This window comes from Pyxidicoccus fallax, from assembly GCF_012933655.1.
Taxonomy (GTDB): Bacteria; Myxococcota; Myxococcia; order Myxococcales; family Myxococcaceae; genus Myxococcus; species Myxococcus fallax.
This window is the reverse complement of sequence record NZ_JABBJJ010000313.1, coordinates 1-14,927: the sequence shown is the minus strand read 5'-3', so window position 1 is coordinate 14,927 and position 14,927 is coordinate 1. Positions and strand designations below refer to the sequence as shown.

The window sequence follows — 14,927 nt, the reverse complement described above, 5'->3', positions numbered from 1 at the left end:
GGCCCGAACTCTTCCGAGCCATCCCCCCGGATGACTCGCCCCCCGTCGGCTCCGTGCCCCCCGGCACGAGGCCCTTTGCTCCGACTCCCAGCTCGCTCACGTCGCGGGAGTTCGCGGCCCCCCGCGCCCGGCCCCCGCCGGGCTCCCGCGACGTGAGTCCACCGGGAGCGTCAGCTCACCCCATGAGGAACGTGGGACGCCGCAGCGGCTCCCCCACCTGGCTCATCTCGCGCAGCATCCGCTGGAAGTCCGAGTTGTTGATGCCCGTCTGCCCCCGGGACATGGCCCGGGTCGCGTACTTCTCGTAGACGTCGAGCACCTTGCGCGCGTCCGGCCCCAGCCGGCTGTAGTTCTGCCGCACCCACTTCTGCAGGTCCGCGAACTCCACGCCCGCCGCCTGGCCGTCGTGGTCGCCCGCGCCCTTGCGGATGGCCTCCGTCAGGTCCTTCCCGGAGATGCAGCCGTTCTTGTCGTCCAGCTTCTCCAGCGCGTTGCGCATGGAGTTGTCACGGAACGTCTTGAACTGGCCCGCCTCCTTCAGCATCGCGTCGAACTTCTGCTGCGTCAGCCCCGAGGCGCCCGCGGCCTTCGCGTGCTTCTCGTAGGTGGCCAGCACCTTGCGCGCCTCGGGCGTGAGGCGGTCCTTGTTCTCGCGCGCCCAGTTCTGGAACTCGCGCAGCTCGGAGCCGGTGGCATTGCCGTCGTTGTCGGAGACGCCCTCGCGGATGGCCTGCAGCATGTCCTCGCCGGAGACGGGGCCGTTCTCCTTGTCCAGCTTCGCCAGCGCCTTCTTCGCGCTCACGTCGCCCACGCAGCTGAACTCCTTCAGCATCTTCTGCCACTCGGAGCGGGACAGGTCCTTGTCGCCGTCCGCCGTCGCCTTGCCCGCGTGCTTCTCGAAGATGCCCAGGACCTCCTTGGCCTCGGGGGACAGCTTCGCGCCGTTCTTCGCCGCCCAGTCCTTGAAGGCGGCGACCTCGGCCTTCGTCTGGCCGTCCGTGTCCCGGGCGCCGCGCTCGATGGCGCGCGCCATGTCGCGGCCGGAGATGGGCGTGGGCAGCTTGTCCAGGCCCGCCAGCGCCTGCTTCGCGCCGAGGTCACCGACCTTGGACATCTCGGCCAGCATCTTGGCGTGCTCGGCCTGGGAGATGCCCGTCTGGCCGCTGGCCTTCGCCTGCGCGGCGTACTTCGCGTAGATGTCCATCACCTGCTTCGCCTCGGGCGTGAGGCGGTTGCCGTTCTTCTGGGCCCACTCGGAGAAGGCGCGGAACTCACCCGAGGCCGCCTGGCCGTCCAGGTCCGCCGTGCCGTTCTTGATGGCCTCCGTGAGCTGCTCGGCGCCGATGGGACCCTTCGTCTGGTCCAGCTTGTTGACCTCCATCAGCGCGCCCAGGTCCAGCGGCTGCCAGCAGCCGCCCGGCTTCGGCAGGGGCACCGGGGTGCCGCAGCGGCCGGGGAACGGCGTGAAGTCGTCCGGACGGTGGCAGCCCCCGGCGACGATGCCCTGCTGCGGCGGAGGGCTCGCCGGCTCGGTGGCGGGCTTCGTGGGCAGGGTCCCGCACTTCAGGACCGGCGTCTTCGGAAGGTGGCAGGCCGGGGCGGCGAGGTGGGCGGAAAGGCGGGTGGTCATTTGGAGTCTCCGTGTTGGAGCGTGATGACCCTGCCTATTGCGCGCAGCGTGCCACACATCCGCCCCGGTGCCCGCACGTTCACATCCTCGTTCTTTCAAGGGGTTATGCGCCCAGGGGGTGTGTCCCAGGGGCCGCGGGGGGTGGTGACAACAGTCACCACCGGTGACAACCGTCATCACCGGGCCAGGGGGGTGGTGACTGGAGTCACCGCCCCCGCGTCAGCGCCCTGACCGCTCCGGGGTCAGCTCCTCGATGTCGAGGTCCAGGGGCATGACGCGGGCGCGTACGTCACAGCCCGCCGCGCAGCTCCGTCTCGCTCCACAGCGCGCCCTCGCGCTCGCGCAGGAGGAACGTGAGGCGCCCTTGATGGAAGCCTCGCACCGGGGCCTGGGGGTCGGGGAACCCTGGCGGGAGGCTCCAGTCCGGAGGCCGCACGCCACTCAGCGGAATCGACCGCTCCCGCCGCAGCTCGCCCACCTCCGCGTCCGTCAGCGGCCGCCAGGGGCTCCAGGGCAACAGCTCGCGCCCGTGCAGCCCCACGCGCTGTCCCGGGCCCGGGTCCTCCCAGGGGCCAATCGCCGTGCGTCGCAGGGTGGACAGGTGCGCGCCACAGCCCAGCGCCCGGCCCAGGTCCCTCGCCAGCGAGCGCACGTAGTAGCCGCCTCGGCATGTCAGCAGCAGCCGGCTCGAGCGCGGCAGCGCGTGTGACAGCCACCGCGCCGAGTGCAGGTACACGCGCGACGGCGGCAGCTCCACCACCTCGCCCCGGTGCGCCTTGCGGTAGGCCGGCTCACCGCCCACCTTCTTCGCGCTCGTCGCTGGTGGCACCTGCTCCGTCCAGCCCACGAAGCGCGCGAGCGCCGCGTCCAACGACTCGGGCGTCAGCGCCGCCGTGTCGCCCTGGGACACCGGCCTCCCGTGCAGGTCACCCGTGTCCATCTCCGTGCCCCACACCACCTCCGCCTCGTACGTCTTGGGCACGGCGTGCAGCAGCTCGAACAGCCGCGTGGCCCCGCCCACCAGCACCAGCAGCAGCCCCTCCGCGAACGGGTCCAGCGTGCCGCCATGGCACACCGGCACCCGCTTGCCCGGCCGCGCCCGCGTCTCCTCCAGGAAGCCCTGCACCACCGAGAAGCTCGTCGGGCCCACCGGCTTGTGCACTCGATAGATGCCAGGAGTCATGCGCCGCCCACCTCAGTCCTCCTCCTCGTCCGTCCCTGACTTCGCCACCTGCGTGGCACCCGCGTGCTTCTCCAGGTGCACCGGCTCGCACTGTGAGCGCTCAGCCATCACACGCGCCAGGGCCTCCGCGTGCGTCGTCACCCAGACCTGGCTGTGCTTCGCCGCGCGGAGGATGAGCCGGCCGAGCGGCTCCAGCAGGTCCGGGTGCAGGCTCGTCTCCGGCTCGTTCAGCGCGAGGAACGGCGGCGGCCGGGGACTCAAGAGCGCCGCCAGCAGGCACAGGTAGCGCAGCGTCCCGTCCGACAGTTCCGCCGCCGACATGGGCCGCGTCAGTCCCGGCATGTGCAGGTACAGGCTGAAGCGCCCCTCCAGCGAACGCACCTCCAGCTCCGAGCCTGGGAAGGCTTCCTCCAGTCCCTGCTCCAGCGCGCGGCGGTCGCCAATCTCCCGGACGGTCAGCAGCGCCGCGGCCAGGTCGCTCCCGTCGTGCGACAGCACCGGCGTGCGCACGCCCACCTGCGGATGCCGCATGGCCGCGTCCGGGTCCGTGCGGAAGTGGTGGTAGAAGCGCCACGCGTGCAGCGTGCGCTGCACCTCGGACAGGCGCGGAAAGCGGTGCGGCTCGGCGAGCTGGTCCATCACCGACTCCGCGCTCCAGAGCTCCGTGGGGAACGTCACCCGCGTCCCTTCCGCGTCCCGCAGGAAGGCCGTGCGGTCCTTGCGCTCCATCAGCACCACCTTGCGCCCTCCCGAGAAGGCCCACAGGTGCTCCTCCTTCACCTCCGGGTCCAGGCGGAACGGGTCGGGCTCCGGTGCGAGCGGGTCGTTGTAGTGCGGCACGGTGCCGCAGCTCAGCTCGTACGCGAGGTCTCCCATCTCCACGCCGATGGTCATCCGCACCGGCTTCTTCCCATCGCGCGGGCCCGCCCACAGCACACTGGGCGTGCCGCCCTCGTCGGCCAGCGTGCGCGCCAGCCGCCCCTCCGCCGCCGCCACCAGCAGGTAGAGCGCCCGGTACAGGTTCGTCTTGCCACTGCCGTTCGGCCCGACGATGACATTCACGGGGCCGAGCTCCAAAGAAAGCTTGCGGACCGAGCGGTATCCCGCGACTTCGAGGCGAGTGATGGGCGTCACGCCCTCCACCCTACCCCCTCCGTGGGACAGTCACACCCACGCCCGTTGACCACCCACGGAGCGCCTGTTCCCCGGAGACCCCACTTGCCGCTCACACCCCGCCACGCCTGGGCGCTGGCACTCGCCGGCTGCCTGTCCCTCTTCGGTTGTGACGATGACCCCGACCCGACGCCCGACGCGGGCACGCCAGCCGACGCGGGCACTCAATCCGACGCGGGCACGAAGCCCTGGGATGGGAACTACACCGTGCTCGAGGAGCGCGGAGACTTCACGCAGGACCCCGGCGTGTTCTCGCCCTGCACGTACACGATGCAGCCCGGCCCCGTGGCCGTGGCCTGTCACGACCCGTCCCGCTTCAACCTGGACTCGTGCAATCGCGCGTCGCTCGCCACGCTGCCGGACGACGCCATCTACCGGTTCCAGGTGCGCCAGGAATTCACCCAGCCCGACGGCAGCCTCCGGTGGTCCACCTTCTTCAACGGCGTCCAGCTCCGCTCGGACGGTGGCCCCGACACCATCAGCGGCGCGCCCTTCACGTCGAAGGTGAAGAGCGGCCAGGACCTCTTCCTCACGCGGGAGTCCCGGCTCACGGATGGCCGCACCAACACCGTCGTCTACGCCGGCTGCGAGACGAGCATGCCCGGCCGCTTCACGGGCTGCTATGCCCGCTGCGTCGACGGCGCGCTGTTCCGGAGCGGCACCTTCGAGGCGCACCGGATGACGTGGCAGGACGGAGAGACCGAGTCCTCCGGCGGCCTGCAGCGCGTGTCCGAGACCTTCGTCGAGCTGGGCACGCCGGTGGACATCTACGTCGCCAAGGACCACGCCTACGTCGTCTCCGTCCCCTTCTCGCGAGCAGCCCGTCCCGGCGGCCTCACCGTCTTCGACGTGAAGGACCGGCGCAACCCCGTCCTCAAGAAGGTCATCAGCCTGCCGGAGGACAACTACTGGAACGGCGTCTGGGCCAAGGGCAATGCGCTCTACGTCGCCAGCGACAGCTCCGGCGTCATCGTCTTCGACATCTCCAACCCCTCCGACCCCGCCTTCCTGCGCACCGTGCCCTCCAACTCGGCCGGCCTCAATGTCCACACCGTGCTGGTGGACGGGGACCGGCTGTACGGCATGTCCCCCGGCCCCGCGCGGGACACGCTCGTGTTCGACGTGTCCGACCCGCTCGCTCCCGTCCTCCGCCAGCGCATCGCCTTCCCGGCCGGTGAGTTCTCCGATGGGCCGCATGACGCCTTCGCCTACAACGGCCGTCTCTACATCAACCACACCACCGAGGGGCTCCACGTCGTGGACGTGGGCAACCTCGATGACGTCAAGCTGCTCGGCACGTATCCGTATGCGAACAGCTACAGCCACCACAACGCGGTGGGCACCTTCGCCGGCCGTACCATCGTCTTCGAGGGCGGTGAGAACCCCGGTGCGCGCCTGCGCGTGCTCGATGCCACCGACCCGGCGAAAATCGTGAAGATTGGCGAGTACACGCAGCGGCCCGTCACCTCCATCCACAACATGCTGCTGGTGGGCACGCGGCTGTACGTCGCCTGGTACCACGAGGGCGTGCGCGTGCTGGACGTGTCCAACCCCACGAAGCCGACGGAGGTGGCCCACTACAACACCTTCCGCGAGACGGACCCCAACCGCACCGACGGCACCTACGAGGGCGCCATCGGCATCCGCGTGCCTGGAGACGGGTACGTGTACGTCGTGGATACCTCGCGCGGCCTGCTCATCTTCAACCAGCTGTAGCCACGCCCGGAGCGCCGGTGCTCCTGGCTCGTTGCAAGGCCAGGACCCACCGGCGCTGGAAGCTCCCCGCTTCCACGGTCGCGCCTCGGGTCCGCATCACCGGGCAACCATTCCCGAGGGCGCCCGACACGCGGGCCTCGCGAACACGTATCCGGGCAGGCCGCCCGCACTCCCGCGCGGCGCCCTGCCCGCGAGGTCTCCCATGACATCTTCACCGCGCTCACCGTGGGTGCTGCTGCCCACCTGTACCCTGTGGCTGCTCACGCTCTCCGCCTGCTCCGACTCACCCGAGCCCCGGCCCGGGCCCACTCCCACCGAGGACGCCAGCACCGATGCGGGCACAAGGGAGGACGCTGGCACCGAGGACGCGGGAGGCACGCCGTGGGACGGTGGCTACACCGTGCTCGAGGAGCGCGGGAACTGGCTGGACCGCGGCCGATATGCCCCGTGCACCTTCGACTCCACGGGAGAATCGGTCTCCTGTGGTGACCTGTCACGCTTCGACCTGTCGCAGTGCGCGCCCGAGGCGCTCGCCGCCGTGGAGCCGCGCGGCATCTACCTGACGGACCTGCGCACCGAGCGGCGACTGGCCGACGGCGGCACCCGCGTCACGCCCTCCTTCACCAGCTTCCAGCTCCTCTCCGACGGCGGCACCGACACGCTGGCCGGCTCGCCCCTCCTCTCGCGTCACACCGACGGCGGCACGTTCTTCATCGTCGGAGGAAGCTCGACTCCCGCCGGCACCACGGAGACGGCGCTCGCGGGCTGCCAGGTGCCTTCGCCGGGCATCGTCACCGGCTGCTTCACCCGCTGCATCGACGGGAGGTTCGCCGGCCTGGGGACCTTCGAGGCCCACCGCGTGGCCGTGCGTCCCGGCGAGGCCGAGTCCTCCGGCGGGCTCCAGCTCATCTCCGAGGCGGCCGTCGCGCTGGGCGAGCCCGCGGACGTCTACGTCGCCAAGGACCACGCCTATGTCGTGTCCTTCTCCCGCTTCGGCGTCAACGGCGGGCTCACCGTCTTCGACGTGAAGGACCGGCGCTTCCCCATCCTGAAGACGGCCATCAGCCTGCCGGGGGACAACTACTGGAACGGCGTCTGGGCCAAGGGGGATGCCCTCTACATCGCGAGCCTGGCCTCGGGCCTGCTCGTCTACGACATCACCGACCCCGCGGCGCCCGAGTTCCTCCGAAGCTACGCCGCCGGCCCCGAGGGCGTGCACACCGTGCTCGTGGACGGAGACCGGCTCTACGCCATGTCCCTCAACGGTCCGACGCTCGTCCTCGACGTCTCCCAGCCGCTGAGCCCCGTGCTGCTCCAGAGCATCGCCCTGCCGGAGGAGTTCTCCCTGGGCGGGCCGCATGACGCCTTCGCCTACCAGGGCCGCCTCTACATCAACCATGGCAACGGCGGTTACTCCGTCATGGACGTCACCGACCTGGATGACGTGAAGCACCTGGGCCAGTTCGTGCACGGCGGCCGGGCCTACTCGCACCACAGCGCGGTGGGCACCTTCGCCGGCCGCACCATCGCCTTCGAGGGTGGCGAGACGAACGGCGCCCACCTGCGCGTGCTCGACGTCACCGACCCGGCGAACATCGTGAAGATTGGCGAGTTCCGGATGAGGCCCGTCACGTCCATCCACAACATGATTCTGCGCGGCACGCGGCTCTACATCGCGTGGTACCAGGAGGGCCTGCGCGTGCTGGACGTGAGCAACCCCACGCAGCCCCGGCAGGTGGCCCACTACAACACCTTCCGCGAGACGGACCCCGGCCGCACGGACAACATCTACGAGGGCGCCTTCGGCGTGCGCGTCCCCGGGGACGGGCACGTGTACGTCGTGGACTCCGCGCGCGGCCTGCTCATCCTCAACGAACTGTAGTGGCTGGCGGGGGCCCGAACCGTGGCGCATACCGTGTCCCACAGGGCCGGAACGACCGAGAACGACGGCTCGCTGCGTACTTCCTCCATTCACACAAGCCTCGCTCCACTCGGGGGGTCCCCATGAAGTCTCCACAGCGCCCTCGCCACGCCGTGCTGTCCGCCAGCCTGCTGCTGCTGTCCGTGCTCTCCGGCTGTGACGATGACGGCCCACCGGCTCCCGGCCCGGGCCCCGATGCCGGCACGCCCGGGGAGACGTGGGACGGCGGCTACACCGTGCTGGAGGAGCGTGGCGACTGGCTGGACCGCGGCCGGCTCGCGTCGTGCACCTTCGACTCCGCGGGAGACCCCTCCACCGTCGCCTGCGACGACCGTGACCGGTTCGACCTGTCCCAGTGCAACCTGGAGACACTCGCGGCCCTGGAGCCCCACGGCGTCTACCTGGCGGACCTGCGCGGCGAGGTGGCGCTGTCCGACGGCGGAACCTCCCTCAACAGCCTCACCGCCACCTTCCAGCTCCGCTCGGACGGCGAGCCCGGCACGATGGACGGCCGGCCGCTCGTCTCCCGGGACACGGGGGCGGGGGGCTTCTACCTCACCGGCCGCAGCACCACGACGCCCGGCCCCAACGTCGTCACCACGCTCGCCGGCTGCCAGGTGCCGTCGCCCGGCATCCTCACCGGCTGCTTCGCCCGCTGCGTGGATGGCAGGTTCATCCGGGCCGGCACCTTCGAGGCGCGGCGCCTGCCGCTGCGGCCCGAGGAGCCGGAGTCCTCGGGCGGCGTGCGGCTCGCCTCCGAGTCGCGCGTGGAGCTCGGCGAGGCCGTGGACGTCCATGTCGCCAAGGACCACGCCTACGTCGTCTCCCGCGACAGGCCCGGCGACAACGGCGGCCTCACCGTCTTCGACGTGAAGGACCGGGAGCACCCCGTCTTCAAGGCCTCCATCCGCCTGCCCGGGGACTCCGACTGGAACAGCGTCCAGTCAAAGGACGACGCGCTCTACATCGCCAGCAACACCTCGGGCGTGCACGTCTACGACATCGCCGACCCGGGCGCCCCCAGGTACGTGCGTCACCTGCCCGCCGATGGCAAGGGCGTGCAGACCGTGCGCGTGGACGGAGACCGGCTGTACGCCGTGTCGATGCAGGGTGGGACGTACGTCCATGACCTCTCCCAGCCCCTGAACCCCACGAGTCGCCCGTTCATCTCCGTGCCGGAGGAGTACTTCGTCGGCGGCGCCCATGGCGCCTTCGAATACGAGGGGCGCCTCTACCTGAGCAGCATGCGCAGCGGCTACTTCGTCATGGACGTCACCGACCTGAACGACGCGCGGTACCTGGGCCACTACGTGCACGGCGGACTCTCGCGTCACAGCGCGGTGGGCACCTTCGCCGGCCGCACCATCGCCTTCGAAGCCGGCCAGGGCATCGCCTCCCACGTGCGCATGCTCGACTTCACCGACCCCGCCCACATCGTGAAGATTGGCGAGTTCCGGATGAGCCCCGTCACCTCCGTCGACGACCTCGTCCTGCGCGGCAACCGGCTCTACGTCGCGTGGCACCAGGAGGGGCTGCGTGTGCTGGACGTGTCCAACCCCACGAAGCCGAAGCAGGTCGCGCACTTCAACACCTACCGGGAGAGCGACCCCGGCCACACCGATGCGTTCCTCCAGGGCGTGTCCAGCGTGCGCGTCCCCGGTGACGGGTACGTGTACCTCGCGGACTCCGTGCGCGGCCTCCTCATCCTCGCCGAGCCCTGACGATGGAGGCGGGCCCCCGATTGCCTGCCTCCACCCCTCGGAGGGCTTCGCTTCACGGCACGGAAGGCGGCCTCTAAGCTGGGCCTCCCCGTGCGCCCGGCAGAAGCGGGCGCCCGTTCCCGAAGCGAAGAGGTCCCGCATGTCCTCCCGCGCCGCGCGCCTGCTCCTCGCGCTCACCTGTGCCGCATCCCTCTCCGCATGCTCCTCCAAGGACGAGCCGGACGGGCCGCCTCCGCCGCAGCCCGACCCGCCCACCGTCCCGTATGACGGGCCCTGGACGCAGCTCCCGGAGAACGGCGAGTGGGTGTCGCCCGAAGCCCTGGCCCCCTGCACGCTGACGGCGTCCTCCACCGTCTGCGACGCGACGACTCCGTTCGACCTGTCGTCCTGTGCGCGCGGCTCGCTCGCGGGCCTGGAGCTGCGAGACGCCATCTTCCGCGCGGAGCTTCGCGGCGAGGCGCAGGTCAACCCCAATGAGGTCAACCTCGCGCCCACCTCCGGCGGCTTCCAGTTCGATGCCGCGGGCCAGCCCCGGCGCGTCCTGAGCCAGCTCCCGTTCAGCACCTCCCGCGCGGACGGGGAGACCCTCGTGATGGTGTCGCAGCAGACGCGCGGCAACCTCACGGACCGCAGCGTCTTCGTCGGCTGTGAGGCCCAAGGGCCGCGCGAGTTCACCGGCTGCTTCGCCCAGTGCAGGAACGGCCAGCTCCGCGTGCAGGGCACCTTCCGCGCGGAGCGCATGACGTGGCGCGAGGGCGAGTCCGAGTCCTCCGGCCTCCAGCTCCGCTCCGAGTCCTTCGTGGAGCGCGGCACCCCGGTGGACGTGTACGTCACCCAGGGCCATGCCTATGTCGTCTCCCTTCCCAACGGCACGCAGCGTCCCGGCGGCCTCACCGTCTTCGACGTGAGCGACCCGAGCGCCCCCGTGCAGCGGACGTCCTACGCCCTGCCCAATGACTCCTACTGGAACGGCGTCTGGGCGAAGGACAACGCGCTCTACGTCGCCAGCGGGACGGCGGGCGTGCTCGTCTTCGACATCTCCAACCCCTCCAGCCCCGCCTTCCGGGGCGCGAACCGGGGTGGCGCCACCGACAACCTCGTCGACGTGCACACCGTCTTCGTGGAAGGAGACCGGCTCTACGCCATGTCGCCCTCCCTGCGGGCGACGCTCATCTTCGACGTCTCGGAGCCCCTGGAGCCCCGGCTCCTCACCCGCCACACGTACGGCGACGGGTCCGGCTATCCGCATGATGCCTTCGCCTACGAAGGCCGGCTGTACGTGAATCACACCGTGAACGGCTTCCTCGTCGTCGACGCGACGGCGGAGCGCCCGACGCTGCTGGGCCGGTACGCCTACCCGCGCGCCTACAGCCACGCCAACGCGGTGGGCACCTTCAACGGCCGCACCGTGGCCTTCGAGGGCGGAGAGACGCTCGGCGCCCATGTGCGCGTGCTGGACGTCACCAACCCCGCCGGCATCGCCAAGGTGGGCGAGTACAAGCTGCGCACCGTCACCTCCATCCACAACATGATTCTGCGCGGCACGCGCCTCTACATCGCGCACTACCACGAAGGCGTGCGCGTGCTGGACGTGGCCGACCCCACCCGCCCCACCGAGGTGGCGTACTTCAACACCTTCCGCGAGACGGACCGGGGCCGCACGGACGGCATGTTCGAGGGCGCCATCGGCATGCGCGTGCCCGGTGACGGGCACATCTACGTGGTCGACACGGCGCGCGGACTGCTCATCCTCGACGAGCCGTAGCCCCCGCCATCTCGTTGCAATTCCAGGACCCGGGAGCACCGGTGGAGCCCGCGCGTGCCTCCGCCGTCGGCGTCATGCATCACGCGGCAACGATTCCCGTGGCGGACCCCGGGGTGGACGCCTCCGTACGTAGAGGGGGGAACGAGGAGGTGCACGATGACGTCCTTTCCGCGCTGGAGGCGGGTGCTGCTGCCCGCTTGTGCCCTGTGGCTGTCCGTCCTCTCCGGCTGTGAGGAGTCCGACCCCGCTCCGGACGCCGGCCCTTCCCCCACCGAGGACGCGGGGACGCCCGACGCGGGGGACGCGGCGCCGTGGGATGGCACCTACACGGTGCTGGAGGAGCGCGGAGACTGGATTGACCGCGGGCCCTACGCGCCCTGCACCCTCCGCTCCGGAGTCACGCCGAGCTGTGACGACCTGACACCGGAGCTGTTCGACCTGTCCGCGTGCGACACGGACTCGCTCGCCAACGTGGAGCCCCAGGGCATCTACCAGGCTGGCACGCGCTACGATTCGCCCCTGCAGGACGGCGGCATGGGGGTGAGCTTCTCCTCATTGGGCTTCCGGCTCCACTCGGACGGCGGCACCGAAACGCTGGGCGCTCAGCCCCTCGTCACCCGGATTATCGACGACGGTCGCTTCTTCATCGCCAGCCGCCGGACGACGTCCCCCACCCTGGCCAACGCGTACGCGGGCTGTCAGGTGCCGCGGACGGGCGTCATCACGGGCTGCTTCATCCGTTGCGTCAACGGGCGGGTCAGCCGCACCGGCACCTTCGAGGCCCACCGCATGACGTGGCCCGAGGGCGAGGCCGAGTCCTCCGGCGGGCTGCGGCTGCGCTCCGAGTCGCACGTGGTGCTGGGCGAGCCCGTGGACGTCTACGTCGCGAAGGACCATGCCTACGTCGTCTCGATGAACCGGCCCGGCGACAGTGGAGGGCTCACCGTCTTCGACGTGAGCGACCGGAGCCACCCCGTCTTCAAGACGTCCATCCACATCCCCGGGGACTCCAACTGGAACGGCGCCTGGACGAAGGGCGACGCGCTCTACATCGCCAGCGACGTGTCGGGCGTCATCGTCTACGACATCACCCGGCCCTCGGAGCCCGCCTTCCTGCGCTCCATGCCGGGGGGCCAGCGTGGCGTGCACACCGTGCTCGTCGATGGCGAGCGGCTGTATGCCGCGGCCAACGACGGCCGGACGCTCGTCTACGACGTGTCCCGCCCGCTGGAGCCCGTGCTGCTCCAGAGCCTCACGGTGGGCGCTCCCCATGACCACTTCGCCTACGAGGGCCGCCTCTACATCAGCAACAGCTACGACGGTTACTACGTCATGGACGTCACCGACCTGGAGGACGTGAAGTTCCTGGGCAAGTACGTGCACGGCGCCTACGCGCACCACAGCGCGGTGGGCACCTTCGCCGGCCGCACCATCGCCTTCGAGGGCGCCGAGTTCGCCTCGTCCCACGTGCGCGTGCTCGACGTCACCGACCCGGCGAACATCGTGAAGATTGGCGAGTACCGGAAGCGCCCGGTGACCTCCATCCACAACATGATTCTGCGCGGCACGCGGCTCTACATCGCCTGGTACCACGAGGGCCTGCGCGTGCTGGACGTGTCCAACCCCACACGGCCGCGCGAGGTGGCGCACTACAACGTCTACCGCGAGACGGATCCGGGCCGGTGGGATACCGTCCTCGATGGCGCCTACGGCGTCCGGGTGCCCGGAGACGGGGCCGTGTACGTCGTGGATTCCTCCCGGGGCCTGCTCATCTTCGACGACATCTGAACAGCGCGGCTTTTCGCGAGCGAGGCAACCTCCCTACACTGCGCGTGCTGTCGGTCCGCTGGCCGGAGCGGACGACCCACAGGGAGGTGCCCCATGCCGTCTGCTCGCGCCGCGTTGACGGTCCTGCTCGCCTGTGCCGTGTCCACGCTCGGCTGCAGCGACGCCGGGGAGCAGCCCTGGGATGGGAGCTACATCCCCCTGGAGGAGCGGGGAGACTGGGTGGACACCGGGCCCCTGTCCACCTGTGGCGTGCTGGAAGAGGGCGGCGCGGCCTGCGGCTCGCTGGAGTCCTTCGACTTGAGGCAGTGCCGGCGCGGCACGCTGAAGAGCCTGGAGCGCTGGGGCATCTTCCGGGCGGAGCTGCGCTACGCACCGAGAGACTCGGAGACCCGGGGCCGCGCGGGCAGCGGCGGCTTCAAGCTGGGGCCCGGCGGTGTCCCGGAGTCCGTCTTCGGCGTGCCTCCCGTGGCCGGACTGTGGGACAGCCGGACGCTCCTGCTGTCCGGCCGCGAGGGCGACACGCTGTATACCTTCGTGGGCTGCAACGCCGTGGATGAGCACGTGCTCACCGGCTGCTTCTCCGTGTGCAGGAACGGGCGGCTGGAGCAGTCCGCCACCTTCCGCGCCGAGCGCATGATGCGCTTCGAGGGCGAGCGCGAGGCATCGGGCGGGCTGCGGCTGCTGTCCGAGTCCTCCGTGCGCATCGGCAGGCCCGTGGATGTCCACGTCTCCGGAAGTCACGCCTATGTCGTGTCGCGGAAGCATGCGGGCCGGCCCGGGGGCCTCACCATCTTCGACGTGAGCGACCCGAGCGCTCCCGTGCTCGTGGGGAGCCTGAGCCCCGAGGGCGCGGACTGGCGCAACGCCGTGTCCGGGGAAGGCACGCTCTACGTGGCCACCGCGAACCACGGCGTCGCGGTGGTGGACATCTCCCAGCCCTCGGCGCCGACGCTGCGAAGCCACGTGCCGGGAGGCCCGCTGCCGGTGAGCGGGGTGAACGTGGCCGGCGAGCGGCTCTATGCCATTGTCGAGTCCCCCGAGCCCGGGACGCTCGTGTTCGACATCTCCGAGCCGGGCACGCCCCACTTCCTCGTCGGTTCCATGAGGGAGGCCCGGGAGCCGAACCGGCTCTACTCGGGACGTGGCGCCACGCCCTACGAGGGCCGCCTCTACATCAACCACCAGTCCCAGGGCCTCAAGGTCGTGGACGGCAGGGACCCGAGCCAGCTGTCCCTGCTCGGCAAGTACACGTACCCGTACGCGCGGAGCGCCGCGAGCGCCGTGGGCACCTTCGCCAGCCGCATCGTCGCCTTCGAGCTGGGCCGAGGCCCCGGCGCGCGGCTGCGCGTGCTGGACGCCACCGTTCCCTCCAACATCCTGAAGATGAGCGAGTACGGCCTGCGCCACGTCGTGTCGCCCCATACCCTGCAGCTCCGGGGCTCGCGGCTGTACCTGACGTACCACCACGAGGGCCTGCGCGTGCTGGACGTGTCCAATCCCTCGCGGCCGAGCGAGCTGGCGTACTTCAACAGCTTCCGGGAGACGGACCCCGGCCGCGGAGATGGCGCGGACGAGGGCGCCGCCGGACTCCACGTGCCTGGGGATGGCTACGTGTACGTGGTGGATACCGCGCGCGGGCTGCTGGTGCTGAACGAGCTGCGGTAGCGCCGGAAGCGTGCGCGGTTGCAAGCCCGGGACCGGACCGCGACGCCGGGTCGGCCCGGCCGATACCCCTCACGGCTCAACCATTCCCCTCCGCCCGGAGCCGCGCTGGATAGGCTGTTTCCCATCGGGCGCACCGGGTCTTCCGCCGCGCCCGCGGGCCGGAGCATGTCCATGATGAAGAGGGTTTCCCGATACCGCGCATGGGCGCTGCTGCTCGCCTGCGCGATGACGCTGACCGCCTGCGACGACGAGTCCCCACCCGCCCCGGACGCGGGCATCCCGGACGCGGGGGTGAGAGACTCGGGAGTGCCTGACTCGGGCGCGCCAGATGCGGGAGACGCGGGGCCGTCCGGGTGGGACGGGGG

Annotated in this window: 9 protein-coding genes and 1 pseudogene; 7 read left to right on the top strand and 3 right to left on the bottom strand. The window is 70.7% G+C overall.

Going from position 1 to position 14,927, the window contains the following annotated elements; all coding sequences use genetic code 11:
* Window positions 1–175: 175 nt before the first annotated feature.
* The 3 genes from HG543_RS41755 to HG543_RS41745 all read right to left on the bottom strand — a co-directional run bounded on the left by HG543_RS41755 (window position 176) and on the right by HG543_RS41745 (window position 3,947).
* A complete protein-coding gene (locus tag HG543_RS41755) occupies window positions 176–1,630 on the bottom strand; it encodes a hypothetical protein (protein ID WP_169350520.1) in 1,455 nt (484 codons plus the stop codon).
* A 289-nt stretch (window positions 1,631–1,919) separates the two neighbouring features.
* Window positions 1,920–2,813, bottom strand: a complete 894-nt coding sequence (truB, locus tag HG543_RS41750) for a tRNA pseudouridine(55) synthase TruB (protein WP_169350519.1) — start codon at window positions 2,811–2,813, stop codon at window positions 1,920–1,922.
* A 12-nt stretch (window positions 2,814–2,825) separates the two neighbouring features.
* Window positions 2,826–3,947: an AAA family ATPase gene (locus HG543_RS41745; protein WP_171818234.1), complete on the bottom strand. Its 1,122-nt coding sequence runs from the start codon at window positions 3,945–3,947 to the stop codon at window positions 2,826–2,828.
* 84 nt (window positions 3,948–4,031) lie between these two features.
* On the opposite strand from HG543_RS41745, the gene HG543_RS41740 reads away from it, so the two are divergent.
* The 7 genes and pseudogenes from HG543_RS41740 to HG543_RS41710 all read left to right on the top strand — a co-directional run.
* A complete protein-coding gene (locus HG543_RS41740; protein WP_169350518.1) occupies window positions 4,032–5,702 on the top strand; it encodes an LVIVD repeat-containing protein in 1,671 nt (556 codons plus the stop codon).
* Between the two features lie 202 nt (window positions 5,703–5,904).
* Entirely contained in the window at window positions 5,905–7,584 is a 1,680-nt protein-coding gene (locus HG543_RS41735; protein WP_169350517.1) for an LVIVD repeat-containing protein, read from the top strand.
* 122 nt (window positions 7,585–7,706) lie between these two features.
* Window positions 7,707–9,344 carry an LVIVD repeat-containing protein gene (locus tag HG543_RS41730; protein ID WP_169350516.1) on the top strand — a complete coding sequence of 546 codons (1,638 nt, stop codon included), beginning with the start codon at window positions 7,707–7,709 and terminating at the stop codon, window positions 9,342–9,344.
* Between the two features lie 139 nt (window positions 9,345–9,483).
* On the top strand, window positions 9,484–11,109 hold the full coding sequence (locus tag HG543_RS41725) for an LVIVD repeat-containing protein (RefSeq protein WP_169350515.1): 1,626 nt from the start codon (window positions 9,484–9,486) through the stop codon (window positions 11,107–11,109).
* A gap of 156 nt (window positions 11,110–11,265) precedes the next feature.
* The gene (locus HG543_RS41720; protein ID WP_169350514.1) at window positions 11,266–12,897 is read left to right on the top strand and encodes an LVIVD repeat-containing protein; all 1,632 of its coding nucleotides are present in this window, start codon (window positions 11,266–11,268) and stop codon (window positions 12,895–12,897) included.
* A gap of 93 nt (window positions 12,898–12,990) precedes the next feature.
* The gene (locus HG543_RS41715; protein WP_169350513.1) at window positions 12,991–14,562 is read left to right on the top strand and encodes an LVIVD repeat-containing protein; all 1,572 of its coding nucleotides are present in this window, start codon (window positions 12,991–12,993) and stop codon (window positions 14,560–14,562) included.
* A gap of 171 nt (window positions 14,563–14,733) precedes the next feature.
* Window positions 14,734–14,927 (top strand): annotated as a pseudogene (locus HG543_RS41710) (hypothetical protein); the annotation flags it as partial.